This window comes from Propionigenium maris DSM 9537, from assembly GCF_027925155.1.
GTDB classification, from domain to species: Bacteria; Fusobacteriota; Fusobacteriia; order Fusobacteriales; family Fusobacteriaceae; genus Propionigenium; species Propionigenium maris.
In genome coordinates, this window is sequence record NZ_BSDY01000042.1 from 1 (window position 1) to 17583 (window position 17583).

At 37.7% G+C, this 17583-nt stretch carries 15 protein-coding genes and 1 tRNA gene; all 16 read right to left on the reverse strand.

Features of this window, described 5'->3' with window-relative positions:
* Positions 1–325: 325 nt before the first annotated feature.
* Positions 326–1717, reverse strand: coding sequence for an aminopeptidase (locus QMG11_RS19315; protein WP_281837986.1), 1392 nt, complete (start codon positions 1715–1717; stop codon positions 326–328).
* Between the two features lie 135 nt (positions 1718–1852).
* Positions 1853–3202, reverse strand: a complete 1350-nt coding sequence (locus tag QMG11_RS19320) for a glucose-6-phosphate isomerase (RefSeq protein ID WP_281837987.1) — start codon at positions 3200–3202, stop codon at positions 1853–1855.
* 16 nt (positions 3203–3218) lie between these two features.
* Positions 3219–3653 (reverse strand): S-layer homology domain-containing protein, encoded by a 435-nt coding sequence (locus tag QMG11_RS19325; RefSeq protein WP_281837989.1) that lies wholly within the window; start codon positions 3651–3653, stop codon positions 3219–3221.
* A gap of 180 nt (positions 3654–3833) precedes the next feature.
* Positions 3834–3908: transfer RNA gene (locus tag QMG11_RS19330), tRNA-Gln, on the reverse strand.
* 91 nt (positions 3909–3999) lie between these two features.
* Positions 4000–4290: a septation regulator SpoVG gene (spoVG, locus tag QMG11_RS19335; protein ID WP_281837990.1), complete on the reverse strand. Its 291-nt coding sequence runs from the start codon at positions 4288–4290 to the stop codon at positions 4000–4002.
* A gap of 34 nt (positions 4291–4324) precedes the next feature.
* Positions 4325–5191 (reverse strand): 4-(cytidine 5'-diphospho)-2-C-methyl-D-erythritol kinase, encoded by an 867-nt coding sequence (ispE, locus tag QMG11_RS19340; RefSeq protein ID WP_281837991.1) that lies wholly within the window; start codon positions 5189–5191, stop codon positions 4325–4327.
* The gene (locus QMG11_RS19345; protein ID WP_281837992.1) at positions 5191–5481 is read right to left on the reverse strand and encodes an RNA-binding S4 domain-containing protein; all 291 of its coding nucleotides are present in this window, start codon (positions 5479–5481) and stop codon (positions 5191–5193) included. Before QMG11_RS19345 ends, ispE begins: the two co-directional genes overlap by 1 nt.
* A gap of 69 nt (positions 5482–5550) precedes the next feature.
* Positions 5551–6312 carry a nucleoside triphosphate pyrophosphohydrolase gene (gene mazG, locus QMG11_RS19350; protein WP_281837994.1) on the reverse strand — a complete coding sequence of 254 codons (762 nt, stop codon included), beginning with the start codon at positions 6310–6312 and terminating at the stop codon, positions 5551–5553.
* A 269-nt stretch (positions 6313–6581) separates the two neighbouring features.
* Positions 6582–9590: a transcription-repair coupling factor gene (mfd, locus tag QMG11_RS19355; RefSeq protein ID WP_281837995.1), complete on the reverse strand. Its 3009-nt coding sequence runs from the start codon at positions 9588–9590 to the stop codon at positions 6582–6584.
* Positions 9591–9934: 344 nt separating this feature from the next.
* Complete coding sequence (gene mnmG / locus QMG11_RS19360) at positions 9935–11797, reverse strand: tRNA uridine-5-carboxymethylaminomethyl(34) synthesis enzyme MnmG (protein ID WP_281837996.1); 1863 nt, start codon at positions 11795–11797, stop codon at positions 9935–9937.
* Between the two features lie 433 nt (positions 11798–12230).
* Positions 12231–13598, reverse strand: coding sequence for a tRNA uridine-5-carboxymethylaminomethyl(34) synthesis GTPase MnmE (mnmE, locus tag QMG11_RS19365; protein WP_281837997.1), 1368 nt, complete (start codon positions 13596–13598; stop codon positions 12231–12233).
* Between the two features lies 1 nt (position 13599).
* Positions 13600–14223 carry an RNA-binding cell elongation regulator Jag/EloR gene (gene jag / locus QMG11_RS19370; protein WP_281837999.1) on the reverse strand — a complete coding sequence of 208 codons (624 nt, stop codon included), beginning with the start codon at positions 14221–14223 and terminating at the stop codon, positions 13600–13602.
* On the reverse strand, positions 14223–14810 hold the full coding sequence (locus tag QMG11_RS19375) for a YidC/Oxa1 family membrane protein insertase (RefSeq protein WP_373877243.1): 588 nt from the start codon (positions 14808–14810) through the stop codon (positions 14223–14225). The genes jag and QMG11_RS19375 overlap by 1 nt, the downstream gene beginning before the upstream one ends.
* A gap of 50 nt (positions 14811–14860) precedes the next feature.
* Positions 14861–15103, reverse strand: a complete 243-nt coding sequence (yidD, locus tag QMG11_RS19380; protein WP_281838003.1) for a membrane protein insertion efficiency factor YidD — start codon at positions 15101–15103, stop codon at positions 14861–14863.
* Complete coding sequence (gene rnpA / locus QMG11_RS19385) at positions 15100–15438, reverse strand: ribonuclease P protein component (RefSeq protein ID WP_281838004.1); 339 nt, start codon at positions 15436–15438, stop codon at positions 15100–15102. The genes yidD and rnpA overlap by 4 nt, the downstream gene beginning before the upstream one ends.
* 51 nt (positions 15439–15489) lie before the next feature.
* The gene (gene rpmH / locus QMG11_RS19390) at positions 15490–15630 is read right to left on the reverse strand and encodes a 50S ribosomal protein L34 (protein WP_281838006.1); all 141 of its coding nucleotides are present in this window, start codon (positions 15628–15630) and stop codon (positions 15490–15492) included.
* Positions 15631–17583 lie beyond the last annotated feature (1953 nt).

The window sequence follows — 17583 nt, forward strand, 5'->3', positions numbered from 1 at the left end:
ATATTTTAAATCACTTTCGTGATTATACACCTAATTATTGGTTGCGAATTGATTAAAAAATCATTTCGTCTTTCTGACTTATCTTCTCTATTTAATTGCTAATGTCCTTTGACTCGTTCGCTTCGGTCTCCCTCGCGGACAAGAAGTATAATATCACTATTACAGCCTTTCGTCAACACTTTTTGTGGTTTTTTTTAAAGTTTTTTCACAAAAACTTTTTTTGTTTATTTTTTAATCATTTTTAAATTTAAAAATGCTAAATATTAAAACAAATTAAAGAGGGAAAAGTTAAACTTCTCCCTCTTTAATTTATCCATTAATTTTTTTATTTTTCAAAAAATACCTTGTAAGCTCTATAAGTTTCATAGATATCATACTTTGAAGCTAGTTCAAATGGTGAGTGCATAGATACTACTGCTGGTCCTGCATCTATAGTTCTTATCCCGTGGTGAGCCAGATACATTGCCACTGTACCTCCTCCACCTTCATCTACCTTTCCAAGCATTGCCATCTGCCACTTGATATCATTCTCATTAAATAGTCTTCTGATCTCTCCTACATACTCTGCATCGGCGTCACTTGTTCCACCCTTTCCTCTTACTCCTGTGTACTTAGTTACAACTATTCCGTAACCAAGCTTAGAAGCATTTTGCTCATCGTGTACAGATTTAAATATAGGATTTATTCCTGCACTTACATCCGATGAAAGAGCTCTGGAGTTCCACAGACACTTTCTCATAAGATAGTCGTTGTACTTATCTCCCATCATCTTATACATGATGTCAGATACAAAGTACTCTATATAGAAGGACTGAAGACCTGTAGATCCAGCTGATCCAGTCTCCTCCTTATCTGCTAGGAAGCATACTGCAGTCTTCTCTGGTACTTCCTCTAGGTCTAGGATAGCTTTTAGAGATGTGTAACCGCATATTCTATCATCGTGACCATATGATCCCACTATCCCTCTGTCAAATCCTACATCCTTTGCTTTGTGAGCTGGAACTAACTGAAGCTCAGCCGACATAAAGTCTTCCTCTTCCATTCCATAAGTTTCATTCAGCTTCTCTAAAACAGTGTACTTAACTCTTTCCTTTACATCCTCATCCTTAATCTCACTAGGGATACTTCCTACTATTATATTCAGTTCCTCTCCCTTAAATACTTCAGATGACTTTCTCTCCCTCTGTACCTTTGAGTCAAGGTGAGGTAGGATATCAGGAATTGTGAATACTGGATCGTTCTCATCCTCTCCTATTATAATGTCCACCTTATCTCCATTGCTTAGGATTACAGATCCGTGTAGTGCCAGAGGTGTTGATACCCACTGATACTTCTTTATTCCACCATAGTAGTGTGTTTTCATCATTGCGTACTCTGAATCCTCATATAATGGATTTTGCTTTAGATCTATTCTCGGGCAATCGATGTGTGATACCACAAAGTTTATTCCCTCTAAGATATCCTTCTTTCCTATTATTACCAGTACTATATTTTTTTCTCTATTTATATAGTATACCTTGTCCCCGGCTTTTAGAGTTTCAAACTCCTCTATATTACTGAATCCATTTTGTTCAGCCAGCTTGATACTCTCTCTGACAAATTCTCTCTCCGTCTTACCTATATTCAGAAAGTGCTTGTATCCCTCTGAAAAGTCGAAGATCTCCTTTCTAGCTTCCTTAGTTGCACTCTTCCAACCATTTTCTCTAGTGTATCTCATTGTATCCCCCTTTTATACTTGTTATCTACACAGCTATTTTAGTTTTATTTTTTAGAATAAGCAATAGATTTTGTCCAGATTATAAAAAAAGACTGTGAGTTTTTACCCACAGTCTATATCTCTACTATTTATCTCTTATTTTTTCAGTCTCTCTGCTATTTCCTTTGTTGCTTCCTCGAAACCTGGCTTCTCTAGAAGAGCAAACATATTCTTCTTATATGCCTCTACTCCCGGCTGATCAAATGGGTTTACCCCAAGTAAATATCCGCTTACAGCACAAGCCTTCTCAAAGAAGTAGTACATATATCCCAGGTGGTATGGAGTTGCCTCTGGAATATTTATTACAAGGTTAGGTACTCCTCCGTCTGTGTGAGCTAGGATAGTTCCCTCTGCAGCCTTCTTATTTACATAATCCATGCTCTTTCCAGCTAGGTAGTTAAGACCGTCAAGGTTAGCTTCATCTTCCTCTATTACAAGGTCAAGCTCTGGGCTCTCTATGTTGATAAGAGTTTCAAAAAGGTGTCTCTTTCCATCCTGAATATACTGTCCCAGTGAGTGAAGATCTGCTGTAAAGTCTGCTGATGCAGGGTATAATCCCTTTCCATCCTTACCTTCAGATTCTCCAAACAGCTGCTTCCACCACTCAGCAATATAGTGTACTCTCGGCTCATAGTTTATCATAAGCTCAATGTCCTTACCCCTTCTGTGAAGGATGTTTCTAACTGCAGCATACTTATAGCAGTCATTTTCTGCATATGGTGCCTTATAAGCTTCCATAGCATCTTCTGCTCCCTGCATAAGCTCATCTATATTGATTCCTGCTGCTGCAATAGGTAGTAGTCCCACTGCTGTTAATACAGAGAATCTTCCTCCAACATTATCAGGTACTACAAATGTCTCATACCCTTCACCAGTAGCCAGCTGCTTAAGAGCTCCTCTGGCCTTATCTGTTGTAGCGTATATTCTAGACTTTGCTTCCTCCTTACCATACTTCTCCTCCAGCATCTTCTTGAAGATTCTGAAAGCTATAGCAGGCTCAGTTGTGGTTCCAGACTTAGAGATAATATTTACAGAGAAATCTCTGTCACCAATTACATCTATAAGGTGCTTAACATATGTTCCTGAGATGTTTGTTCCTGCAAAGTAGATCTCAGGAGTGTCTCTCTTTTCCTTAGGAAGGTTATTGTAGAATGTATGAGATAGGAAATCTATCGCTGACTTAGCTCCCAGGTAAGATCCTCCTATTCCTATAACAATCAGAACCTCCGAGTCCTTCTTGATCTTTTCCGCTGCATCCTTTATCCTTGCAAACTCACTCTTATCGTAGTTTACCGGCAGGTCTAACCATCCTAGGAAGTCGTTTCCTGCTCCACTCTTATCCTCTAATACCTTTGCCGATGTCTCAACATAGTCCTTAATAAGATCTACTTCTGTTTCTGCAAAAAAATTAAGTGAATTTGAATAATCAAATGAAAGTCTTCTCAATGCTATCACTCCTATACTATTTTTTTTCTAACTTATCTATTCTTTTCTGTAATTCTTGAATAACCCTTTGATTTTCTTCAACCTGTCCCTTTAGTATCTCCAGGGTATCTTCCATCCCCTTTACCTTGGACAGGTATAGATCCGTATCAAAGCCAAATTTATTGAGCTCCTTGGCAAATTCATATACTAGATTTTCCAGTATTACCAGATCTCCCCTGCTAGCCTTTTCTGTGTCCAGCTTATTTAATGTCTTTGATAGGTAGTAGGCGAACTCATACCTGGTAACCTCTTTTTTTCCCTGAAAGATATCTGAATTTTCCATCCATATATCCTTCTCAATAAGATTATCTATAGATCTGTAAGCCCAATGCTCCTTGTTCACATCTTTAAAACTAACCTCTGAAAAAATAGTGGAAGAAAGTATTAAAAATATTACCAGTATTCTTTTCATAAATAAATCACCACTTTTTTCGTCATCATCTCTCAAAAGTATAACACAAGAATTTTCCCTTATCAATAAAGCCTTAGCTCTATATTTATTCACCTTTAGATCAATTTTTTAGTCTCTGATTTAAATTTAAACAAAAAAATAAAAAAACCTGCCTCATAGACAGGTTTAAACTTCATTGTATGGCTGGGGTAGCTGGATTCGAACCAGCGCATGCCGGAATCAAAATCCGGTGCCTTACCGCTTGGCGATACCCCAACAACAGAAAGAATGATAACATAAATTGATGCCTTTGTCAAAGATTTTTCAAAAAATAAAAAACAAGCCCAATGGGGCTTATCTTTTATCTTTATTCCACCTCTGCTGCAACTACCTCTTCATTCATAACTTCACTATACTTTGCAATTACAACATCTGTTACTTCCTGTCTTAGTTCTGGTGTAATAGGATGAGCTATATCCTTATACTCTCCATTTGGCATCTTTCTTGAAGGCATCGCTACAAACATCCCTTTTTGCCCGTCAATAACCTTTAATCCATGGATTACAAAGCATTCATCAAAGGTAATATCAGCATAGGCCTTCAGTTTCAGTTCATTCTCGTTTTTTACAGTTCTTAATCTCACATCAGTAATCTTCATTGTACTTAAGCACCATCCTTTTCCTTATGTTGTGTTATAAAAAGTTACAAAGATATACTTCGCAATCTTTAAAAAGATTTTTTAAAGTTTTATATGTTTCCTGTGCAATATTCCTTTTCACCAGTGTAAAATAAGTGCTGCCACTCCCTGACATGAAAAATTTCATATCCGATACTGTTAGCAATCTATCCTTAAATTCATTAATATCCCCATTGGTTAAAATCAGTCCCTGCTCCAAATGGTTTTCTATACTACATAATACATTAGAAATATTATTTTCCTTTAATCCCGTTAATATTTTTTCTATCCCCGCTGCCTTTGGTTTCTTTAACCTGGAAAAGTTTGCATAGGCTTCTCCAGCACTTACTCCAAACCTTGGTTTTACTAGGATAACCTCACACTCTAGGTTGTTTTCCACAACCTCCAGCTTCTCCCCTATTCCCTTGGCTCTGCAGCATCTGTTTATAAGAAAAAATGGTATATCTGCCCCTATTCCCTTGGAAAGATCTACCATCTCCTCTAAGGACAACAGGTTGTTGTGATATTTATTTAACTCCCTCAGGAAAGCTCCGCCGTCTGAGCTTCCTCCCCCAAGTCCCGCTTCATGGGGTATCTTCTTTATAAGGTGGACCCTTATCTCCTCCCTTGGAAGGTTTGTTTTTTCATAATAGGCTCTGTATACCTTGTAGAGGATGTTTCCCTCACCTGTGGGAATATCTGATTTATTGGTGGTTATTATGAGGTCCGCTCCCTCTCCTCTTCTTCCTGTATACTCCACTTCTATCTCATCAGCAAGGCTTATAGGCGCCATTACCATATCCAGGGAGTGATAGCCGCTTGGAAGTTTTTCCAGGATATTGAGTCCTATATTTATCTTTGCATTGGCCTCTATCCTCTTCATTAAAATAGCTCACCAGCTTCCCCCATCTCTACTTCTATCTCCTTAGTTTCCACTATTCTGTAAAGATCAGAGGCAGCGTCCTTGGATACATTTCCCTGGGGTACTTCAAGGATCTCAACCTTATAGTATCTGTTGTAGTACTCCAGCTCTAGGAAGTCTCCAACCTTAACTGCTGTTCCTGCCTTGGCCTGCTTACCGTTAAGCTTAGCTTTCTTGTTGTCTATTACCTTCTTAGCTACAGGTCTTCTCTTTATTATTCTGGCTACCTTTAAAAATTTATCTAGTCTCATTCAGTCTTCTCCTTGTACCATAATTTTATATTACCTTATTTTTTTTTTCATTCAAAATAAAATTCACTTCTACTTTTTTGACTTGGATTTTGCCTCATTCCAGAGATCTTCCATGGTTTGCAGATCAGCCTTCTCTATATCGCACCTTTCCTCTATATATCTGAATCTCTTCTCAAATTTATTGTTTGTCTGATTAAGGGCATCGTTGATGTCTATTCCTGCAAGTCTCGCCACATTTATCATGGAAAACATTACATCTCCCATCTCCTCCTTGAGGTTGACCATATCATCATTGGCAAAGGCTTCCCTCATCTCCTCTATCTCCTCCTCCATCTTTACAAGGGCACCATCTACTTCCTTCCAGTCAAATCCAACTCTTGCCGCCTTGGACTGGAGCTTTGCTGCTCTCATTAGTGGTGGGAAGGTCTTAGGAACCCCGTCTAGGACAGACTTTCTGTGCTCATGCTCCTTCTCCTCACTCTTTATCTTCTCCCAGTTTACAAGGACCTCGCCGCTGTCCTCCACATCCACATCTCCGAAAACATGGGGGTGTCTTCTAACAAGCTTGTCTGCTATTCCCTTGGACACATCCTCTATATCAAAGTGCCCCTCCTCCTCCATAATTAGAGACTGGAATACTATCTGAAGGAGCAGGTCTCCTAGCTCCCCCTTAAGGGTTTCCCCGCCGATATCCATAGCTTCCAGGGTTTCATAGGTCTCCTCCAGAAGATAGGGTTTTAGGCTCTCTATGGTCTGCTCCCTGTCCCACGGGCATCCCCCTGGTGCTCTCAATTTTTTCATTATATCTAAAAGTCTCTGAAACTCCTTCATACTTTAACTCCTTTATGTACATTGTCAATAATAAAATGTTGTTGTTACTTCTGTCTTGATACAGAAGTAACCAAGAAATCAAGACCTCGATACAGTCTTTTTTAGTAATGCAAATTTTTCATTCCTTTTACAGACTCTAGATAGAACCTATTTTGTTTGACGGAATGGTGTTAAATATTCTGTGATGCTCCACGACTATCTTCGGTCATTTTAAAAATAAATACTAAATAGTTTATCCTGTATCATTCTTTATTAGTTTTAATTTATGGCTAGGAAGTTGGCTCCGATTCTTGCTCGCCTTCTCCATTCTTTAACCCCTTAAGGAATTCCAATATATCTCCCTTGTAGACTACCGACTCAGTTTTAGGCAGATATTTTAAAGTTCCATCCATTATAAGCCCGTGGAGCTTCTCGAAGTCTATCCTGTCCCTGGTAAACTTTATCTCATATCCGTCCCTCACTTTCTTCAGAGATTCCACATAAAGCTTTCTTGCCATAAGCTTGACCTCCAGATAGTAGAAGAGGTTTTCCACCTCCTTGGGCAGCCTTCCAAACCTGTCCCTTATCTCTGCTTTCAGCTCCTCTATATCTTTTATGCTTTCAAGGACAAGAACCCTCTTATAGATGGATATCTTTTCTGTGGCTTCAATATAGTCATTGGGAATATAAGCTTCCATCCCCAGATCAAGATCCAGTTCCTCTGGAAGGATCTCCTCTCCCTTGATCCTCTTTACCTCCTCGGTAAGCATCTTAAGGTAGAGATCATACCCCAGGGTTTCCAGGGCTCCGTGCTGCTTTTCTCCCAGAATCTCTCCTGCTCCTCTTATCCTCATATCCTCTAGGGACAGCTGAAAACCAGCTCCAAAATCTCCTATCTCCTTAAGGGAGTCCCTTCTCTGTTCTCCCTGCTTGGTCAGTTTCTTGTCCTCATCCATTATCAGGTGGCAGTAGGCCTTTCTTCCTCCCCTTCCCACTCTTCCCCTCAGCTGATAGATCTGAGAAAGTCCCAGTTTTTCAAAGTTCTCTATGAGGATGGTGTTGGCATTCTCTATATCTATACCATTTTCTATTATTGTGGTAGAGAGAAGGAGGTCTGCTTCTCCATTTTCAAAGGCACCTATCCTTTCCTTGATATCCCTTGAAGGCATCTGACCATGGATACACGTGGCCTTTACATAGTTGGGAAGAAGTTTTTCTATTTCCTTTAACTTACTCTTCATCCCCTTTACAGAGTTGTAGAGGTAGAAGACCTGTCCCTCCCTTGCAATCTCCTTCATAATAGCTTCCTTTATTACCTCAGGCTTCTTCTCTATAAATGTTGTTTTTACAGGAAGTCTGTTTGCAGGTGGCGTCTGAATAATAGAGATATCTCTTATCCCTAGAAGTCCCAGGTTCAGGGTTCTTGGGATAGGGGTAGCTGTAAGGGTCAGCATATCCACATTTGTTCTCAAATGCTTCAGCTTCTCCTTGGCCTTTACCCCAAACTTCTGCTCCTCATCTATTATTACAAGTCCCAGGTCCTTGAACTCCACATCTCCCGAAAGAAGTCTGTGGGTTCCAATAAGAAGGTCCACTGCTCCTTCCCTTATTCCCTTTACCACTGATTTTTGCTCACTTCCAACACTTAATCTGGAGAGAAGCTCTATCTCAATGGGGAAGTTCTGGAACCTCTCCTTAAACCTTTCATAGTGCTGACTGGCAAGGACCGTGGTGGGAGCCAAAAGTACTACCTGCTTTCCAGACATGATACACTTAAAGGCTGCTCTCATGGCCACCTCTGTCTTACCATATCCCACATCTCCGCAGACGATCCTGTCCATGATTTTAGGTGATTCCATATCTGCCTTTACCTCATCTATGGCTCTTAGCTGGTCCTGGGTCTCATTGAATGGGAACCCCTCCTCAAACTCCTCCTGCCATACAGTATCCTTGCTGAATGGATACCCATTGTGGGCTTCCCTCTTTGCCTGTATCCTTATGAGCTCCTGGGCAAACTTCATAATATCCTTCTGAAGCTTCTCCCTTCTTCTTCTGAATCCCTTTCTTCCAAGGCCAAAGATGTCCGGTACAATACCAGGTTCACAGATATACTTCTCTAGCCTGTCCAGACCAGTTACCGGTACATAGAGCTTATCCTCCCCTGCATATCTTACAGCCAGGTAGTCATTTCCATTTATCTCCTCTATTCCCAGATACTCCCCTACACCGTAGTTCTGGTGGATTATATAGTCCCCCACCCTTATCTGGTTGATATTGCTATAGTTGACTCCGCTTCTTACCTTCTCGGCTCTTCTTACCTTTATCCCCTTGAGCTCCCTGTCGGTAAGCACCAGGAGGTTCCCCTCCCTAAATCCTTCAAAGTGGGGTTCCTTTTGGATGGTAAGGGGTGTTCCCATGAAGATCTCTTTGTATCTCATCTCCTCCTCGGTGAAGATTATTATCTCATTGTTCTTGGCCATCTTCTTTATATAGGAGTGATCCTGATACTCATCTATATCCTTACTCTGAAATCTTTCTATCTCCACCTTCCTACTCTCGTGAAGGATCCTTCCATATCTCCTCCTGAGAAGTTCCTCATCATCTCTGAACCTTAAAATATACTCCTCCAGCTTATAATCCATGAGATCGGAGTTTTCTAGATATACCTCCATCTCCTCCAGATTAAATCCTTCCAGGAAATCCATAAAGGAGTTTTCATCATTTTTATTTTTGTTGATGTACATATCCAGGGTGTCTGTGTTTTCAATTGTTTTCTGATCCTCCAGATTAAAATAGGATATCCTCTCTATCTCATCTCCGAAGAACTCAAGTCTTACTGGTGTTTCCCCGCTGGGAGGAAAAATATCCAGTATATCTCCCCTTCTGCTGTACTGGAGTCTCTTTTCCACCATATAGGTTCTGGTAAAACCGTTGCTCTCAAGACTTCTTTCCAGCTCCCCTACAGGTATCTCCTCTCCCCTCTTAAGAGTTAATCTGTCACCCTTTTTAAAGTAGTTTCTCAAAACTCCCTCTAAGGAAGTAAGGAGGATCCATTCTTCCTCTTCCTCCATCATCGCGATAAGGTCATAGTTCAGGGTCTGAAACTCCTCCTGGGAATAGTTAAAGTTCTCTATCTTTAATACTCTTCCCCTGTAGAAATCTTTCAGGGTAAAGCAGTAGTCCTCTATATTTCTGTTGGATGAGGTTATATATATTACCTTTTTTCCTCTATTCTTTAAAAAAAAGGGCACAGCCCCTCTATATATCTTTTCATGGTTAAACTTAATATCCTCAAACATAGCTCCCCCAAAATTCTTAGACTTAAAGTGTCCATACACAAAAATAAAAACTCTCCATAATTTATTATAAATCACCTGAAGCTATTTTATCAAACTTTATTTCCTCAGCCTTGGCTTTTTATCTTTATTTTTGAGTATGTACATATTATATGTTAATGTCCATATTTATAAATAAAATATATCTTCCTTACTTCTTCCTTCATTCAGACCACTAAAACCTATTAAGATCCTGTCTTTATCTTCTTTATTTTTGATTATATACATATCCAGCTCAATCTTTCCAGAATCTTTTAAGAACTTAATTCAACAGAAGATAAAGGGAGAAGCCAACTGGCTTCTCCCTTTTAATTATGTTTATTTCTTTCTACAGCTGCAATAAGAAGAGCTATATCGTGGCCGGTTACTCCACTTATTCTTGTAGCTTCTCCTATGGAAAGGGGTCTTACCTCCTCCAGTCCATCTCTTGCTATATTGGATATTCCTCTAACACTGCTGTAGTTAAAGTCTTCAGATATCTTAAGTCCCTCCAACCTCTTAAACTTCTCTATCTGAGTTCTTTCTCTATCTATGAATACCTCATACTTCACCATAGTCTCTATCTGGTTTTTTACAAAGTCTGGATACTCATTTATCTCAATTACATCCACAAGGTCATCGTAACATACCTTCTTAAACTTCAGAATTTCACTAACCTTTACTCCCTTGTTTAATCTCTGCTTTTCCCCTACCTTTTCCAGAACCTTATTGGCCTCTACCATTGGTACGCTCTCTTCCTTAAGTCTCTCAACCTCTAAGTAGATATCCTCCTTGGCACTCTTTAGGTACTGGATTCTTTCCTCTGAAACAAGTCCTATCTCCTCAGCTTTTTCCATAAGTCTCATAAAGGCATTATCAAATCTTAGAGTTAATCTATACTCTGCTCTAGAAGGAAGAACTCTGTATGGCTCTGGAGTTTTCTTGTGGATAATATCATCTACAAGAACTCCCAGATAAGCCTCACTTCTGTCGATGATAACAGGTTCCTTTCCATCAACTTTTCTGGCTGCATTTACCCCTGCTATAAATCCTTGAGCTGCTGCTTCCTCATATCCGCTTGTTCCGTTTATCTGTCCTGCAAAGTAAAGGTTTTTAATCTTCTTATTTTCAAGACTGGGATAAAGCTGGTATGCCGGTGCATAGTCATACTCCACAGCATAACCATATCTCACGATCTTGGCATCCTCAAGACCAGCTATAGTTTTCATCATCTTCTCCTGAGCAAATGGAGGCATAGCTGTTGTAAGTCCATTTACATAGAGTTCATTAGATTCCTTTGATTCCAGCTCCAGGAATATCTGGTGATCCGTTTTATCTGGGAAGTTTAATACCTTTCTATCCAGTGACGGACAGTGTCTTGGACCGTGGGTCTCTATTATTCCGCTGACTATTGGTGAGTGAGGAAGGAGTTCCCTTGCCACCTCCACCGTTTTAGGAGTTGTGTAGGTAAGCCAAGTAGGTACCACAGAGTTCTCCTTCTTCTCAGTGAATAGAGAGAAGTAGTTAGGGTGCTTCTCCCCGTGCATCTCCTTCATCTTTCTGAAATCTACACTTCTGGCATCTATTCTCGGAGGAGTTGCTGTCTGGTATCTCTCCATGTGAACTCCGTTTTTCTTAAGACTTTCAGAGAGGTGCTCCGCCGAGCTCTCTCCCTGTCTTCCAGCAGGATACTTCACATCTCCTATTACTATTCTTCCCTGAAGGAATGTTCCCGTTGCAAGAACCACACTCTTGGCTCTGTACTCAATTCCAAGGGAAGATCTTACACCTGTTATATGTCCATCCTCAGTAATAATTTCATCTATAGTCTCCTGAATAATGTCCAGGTTCTCTGTTTTTTCTATGATCTCCTTCATGCTAACCCTGTAGTGATACTTATCTGCCTGACCCCTTGTTATTCTGGCAGCTGGTCCCTTACTGGTATTTAGGTGCTTCAGCTGAAGGTTGTGCTTATCTGTATGTCTTCCAATCTCTCCTCCAAGAACATCTATCTCTGCCACAAGGTGACTCTTTCCCGGTCCTCCGATGGATGGGTTACACGACATCATCCCAATATTATCAAGGTAAAGGGTAAACATTACCGTCTTTTTTCCAAGTCTTGCTGCTGCCAGGGCTGCCTCACATCCAGCATGTCCCCCTCCTACAACTACTACATCATAATTTGTATTCATCCTATTACTCCTTAAAATTATCATCAATATCTGAACCCGCCCAGAGATGGGAGTGATCCCTTTTTACCTTTAAACTTTTAATCTAGTATAACATAGATCTCATCTTCCTTACTAACACAACTCCATCAAAATCTCCAGGATAACTTTCCATTTACCTCTCTTCAAGGAAATATAACGCTTACATATGTACATCAACATTAATAATATAACTCTTCTCATCTAAAACCTCAGTAAATACTCTATTTCAAAGCAAATATTAGCTGGATGTTTTACTCTTCCTTCTCAGAGAAAAAGGCTTTTAAATCCAATAAAAGCAGTTTTTATTTTTGTATATATACATGTTTTAAGCTTATAGTATCTATATCTATCCAGGGATTTTTAAACAAATTAAAAGAGTTGATCTCTCAACTCTTCTAAGGTTTCACATATAGGGTTACTTACCTACACAGAAGTTACTAAATACGTGATCTAGAAGGTCTTCAGTAGATATTTCACCAGTTACTTCCCCCAGTGCGTCTGTAGCTTCTTTTAGATCTACAGCGATCAGGTCCATTGGAAGTCCCATATCTATTGTTTCAAATATATTTCTTACAGCATCATTGGTTTTTTCAAGTGCCGATTTATGTCTAACATTGGTAATAATAAGCTTCTGAGAGCTGTCCTCTACCTGTCCGCTTACTACAAACCTGTAGATCTCATCCTCCATATCGTCTATTCCGAGGTTTTCCTTAGCAGATATCTCTATCCACTTTCCTACCTTGGTAAGCTTGGATGTATCTAGCTTCTTCTCTATATCTATCTTATTCATGATACCTATTACCTTATCGGCATTTATCTGATCATGAATCTTTATATCTTCATCTGAAAGCTCTCTGGATCCATCTACAACGAATAGTATAAGGTCAGCTTTGTCTATCATCTCCTTAGACTTCTCTACTCCTATATTCTCCACAAGATCCTCTGTCTTTCTTATTCCAGCTGTATCCACAAGTACCAGTGGGATTCCCTTTAGGTTTACAACCTCTTCGATCATATCCCTTGTAGTACCAGCTATGTGAGTAACGATAGCTCTTTCCTCTCTCAGGATTGAGTTCAGAAGGCTTGATTTACCAACATTGGGTTTTCCTACTATTGCAGTTTTTACACCCTCCTTGATCATCTTTCCTTTATCATAGGATGATATAAGAACGTTGGATGTATCTAGTACTTCCTTCAGGTTGTCCACAAGGTTCTCTGGAAGGGGATCATCAATTCCCTCCTCTGGATAATCAAGAACCACATTTATGTGAGCTGCAACATCCAGTATTAACTTCTTTAGGTGAAGTATCTGCTTCTTCAGATCTCCCCTTAGCTGGTTTAATGATAGAGATATACTCGTATCTGTTTTTCCATGGATTAGATCCATAACTGCCTCAGCTTGAGTAAGGTCAAGTCTTCCATTTAGGAATGCTCTTCTAGTAAACTCTCCCTGCTCGGCAATCCTTGCTCCGCTCTTTAATACAAGCTCCAGTGTCTTCTCTGTTATGAGGTAACCACCATGACAGTTTATCTCGACTATATCTTCCTTGGTATATGTCTTAGGACCCTTCATTATGCTGACCATAACCTCATCTATTAAGGTATCACCATCATAAATGTGTCCATAGTTGATACTAAAATTCCTAAGGTCCTCTATATTTTTTCCGGAGACTGGTTTAAATATCTTTCCTAGGATGGCAAGAGCCTCATCACCGGACATTCTGACAATACCAATACCTCCCTCTCCTCTGGGAGTAGAGATAGCAGCAATTGTATCAAACATATTATCCTACCTTCTTCCTCTTAATAACAATATATCTCTTTGGATCTCTTCCCTCACTATAAGTGTCGAGTTCCTCATATTTATTTACAATTTCGTGAATTATCTTTCTCTCTCTAGGTGGCATAGGGTTTAGCTTTATTGCTCTCTCAGATTTAAGAGCTTTTTCAGCCATCTTTCTAGCCAGGTCTCTTAGAGTATTTGCTCTCTTCTCCTTGAATCCCTCTACATCTATCTCAACCTTAACATTTTTAATAAGGCTGTTTAGCAGATATTCAAATGAGTTTAGAGTCTTTCCCTTCTTCCCTATGATGATTCCGTTGTCTTCACCATATAGGTTTAGTAGTACAAAGTGATCACTTGCCTTTAATACCTCCATCTGAAGGTTTAATCCCATGTAATCAAGTAGCTCCTTTGCTTTGGAAACAACTAGATACTCTGCTTCAGATTCCTCTCTAAGCTCGATCTTGTATACACCCTCTTTTTTAAATAGTCCAAAAAATGATGAACTTGGCTTAGATACTTCCTCCACCTTTAATACCTGATTCTCCTCAGCTTCGTATATCTTAAGAGCTCTTTGTAATGCTTCGTCTTGAGTCATAGCTTTAATTTCTACTATATTCCCCATTACGCTTCATCTCCTCTTTTCATAATAAAATACTGTTGTAATAGTCCTGCCGCACTTGATGTTAACCAGTATACCTGTAGTCCAGCTGGCATTCTGTATGAAATAAATATCATCATTACCGGGAATATGTACATCATATTCTTAGTCTGAGGATTCGAGTCAGATCCCATAACCTTCTGCTGAATAAAGGCAACTAGACCATTTAGCAGTGGTAGGATGTATAATGGATCTGGATCTCCAAGTTTTAACCATAGGAATGACGGGTTATTTTCCAGGAACCCTCCTACCTCAGCTGCTTTTCTTAATACTCCAAATAGTGCAAAAAGTATTGGCATTTGAAGTAATAAAGGTAAACATCCCCCTGCAGGGTTTACTTTATGTTTTTGGTATAATTCCATTGTTTTCTGATTCATTGTTTGTGGATCATTTTTATATTGTTCCTTGATCTTTTCCAACTCAGGCTGAACCTTCTTCATACCTTTCATGGATTTATCTTGTTTTAATGTAAGAGGAAGAAGTATAACTTTTATTAAAATTGTAACCCCTATTATAGCTAGTCCATAGTTCCCTAGCACTCCATACATCATTTTTATTGATTCTTCTAAAATAGTCTCTATTGGCTTCAAAATTCCACTCATTAATTCAAGTCCCCCTTGCTGTTTTTCTTTTTAGGCGGCACAGGATCCCAGCCTCCCTCATGAAAGGGATGACACTTTAATATCCTTTTTATTCCTAAATACAGCCCAATAATAGTACCATGATCTTCGATTGCCTGATAAGTATAGTGAGAACATGTAGGATAGAACCTGCAGTTTCTCCCCAATAATCTAGATAAAAATTTCTGATAAAAACTAATAAACCCTAATATTAGAAACTTCATCTACATATCCCTAGTCTCTTAAAGATTTTATCTAGGTCTTTACTAAGTTTTTCTAATTTTAGAGTTTTAAATTCGTTACCAGCATTTCTTTTGGCTATGAATACAATATCATACCCTTGTTTTGTTAAGGAGTCTTTCCCTCTATAATATTCTCTAAAAAGTCTTTTTAACCTGTTTCTACATACAGCATTTCCAGTTTTCTTACTGACAACATATCCACATCTATTATATTCCAGGTTATTTTTCATTATATACACAAGGGCATAGTACCCAAAGGCTTTTTTTCCTATCTTATAGATCTTTTGGAATTCCTCATTTTTTTTGAGATTTTGCATAAAAAACTCCCCTATAATCTTTAAAAACCCGGTGAGTGTAAGCACCGGGTTTTATGCTGATAATGCTGATCTTCCTTTTGCTCTTCTCTTTTTAAGCACAGTTCTTCCAGCTTTAGTCTTCATTCTAGCTCTGAATCCGTGGTTCTTCTTTCTCTTTCTTACGTTTGGTTGGTAAGTTCTCTTAGATGCCATTTTGTCACCTCCTAAAAAATTCTTTATTACAGATAAATATTCTAGTGGATAATTGTGTTTTTGTCAAGCATTTATTCTTAACATAAAAACCTGGTTAAGAAGTTTCTCTGAAAGAAATCAATTAAAAGAACCAAAAAGATATTTTGTTAAAATGTCTTATGTACAGACTAAAGTGATTTTTATAATTAAAGCAAGGCATTGATTTTACTATGATTCAATGAAGTAAGAACAATGTTTTTTATTTCTGTATATATACACAATGAAAAAAACATTGTTTTTAAAGGGGTTGCAATAGATATAGATCTCTTAAGCCCTATATTTTATAGGGTTTAATCATAAAAAACTATTATTGTCTATGTACACAACTAAATACCTTGATTTTACTAGATCTAAATTTAACAAATATATCTAAAGCCTTTAAAATCAAAGGGATGAAGTATTATTTTGAATCCGATTTCTATATTACTGTTTATGTACAAAAGAAGAAACCTTTATTTTATAGGGTTTATTGTTTATATAGCTATATGCAACCCTTTGATAATACTGGAATTAAATATAGTTTTTTGAAACCTATAACTATTATTGTTTATGTACATATAGACTATCCATTGTTTTAAAAGGTTTTTTATATTGGAGAAGTACAGACACTTCATTTTGTCCCTTGAAATTAATAGGAGCTTCTATAAAAGGCTTTATTGTTTGTATATTAATGTCCATGTACACAACGAAGGAGTAGGATATTAAAGGTTTTTATAAAACATCTTTAAATAATCTTATATAATTCAAAGGGTTTGAGTTAAGAGAGTTTATTACTGTTAATGGACACATTAAAACCATTATATTTCATAGGTTTTTGAGTTATTAAAAAAAGTTATTGGATATTAAGTTCTATTAAAGGGTAAAGATAGGAGCTTTATTGAAGAGATAAAGTTAAATGGTAAAGTTACCAAATAAAAAGTTTTAAAATCGTTTAGGATCTACTTCATGGTTAATCTAAATTCGACTACCAGATTTAGAAGGTTAAGGTTGTTGTTAAAATTAAGGAGGCGACTCTATACTCTAACTGATACTACCTGAGAAAAATCTCAGACTAAGAGATTACTACAACCAAGTTAATCTGAATTATGAAGATTTTTATTTTTGATTATATACATATTATGTCTATAGATTTTAGAGATGTTTTTTGTAGAGAGGTGTAGGATTTTAATTGATGTTAACCGATTACTTAGAAGAAAACTTATTGAACATCAATAAAACTATTTGAGATCCAGGAAGAGTTTTCTAAACTAAAAGCTTATATGGATCCAGAAAGGTGAAAGAGATATTCTATCTTACTATCAGCAGAGCTGGAAAAGAAGCTATAGTAAAAAGAATTATTATTGTCTATATACATATATAGAAGCTAATTTTTTAAGGAATAAACAGCTTTAATAAGTGATGATCCAAAGATATCAAGTTTTTTTGCTGGAAACAATTTTATCTAAGATTATTAAAGGGTTATCCAAGACTTTGATTGTGTAGTTTGGGGCTGGACATAGTCAGAAAGGATATAGGTTAAAGATAAATTATTGTTTTTAGTAAACTTCATAGCTCCTTAAATCATCTCACTTCTAAAAAATATTTTCATTGATACTCTTCCCCTGAGTCAAAGGATATTAAAATTATTTTTTATTTCCTTTACAATAAGGTTTTAAAGTTCAGAATCTCTTTTATAAATCTGAGGGCAGTAAAATTATTATAGAAGGTTTTCATTGGTGTATTTAATTGAAGGAAATACTCATTGCTTTAAAGCTTTTCTATATATAGATACTACTTTTAATTAAATTTTATAGGCTGTTGCAAAAGTATTGTATAATTTTCAATATTGCAATGGCCTTTTCTATTGTAAATAATAATATCTTTAAACTAACATTAAAAAACTTCCTGCTTAGCCCTCTAACTCTATGATTATCA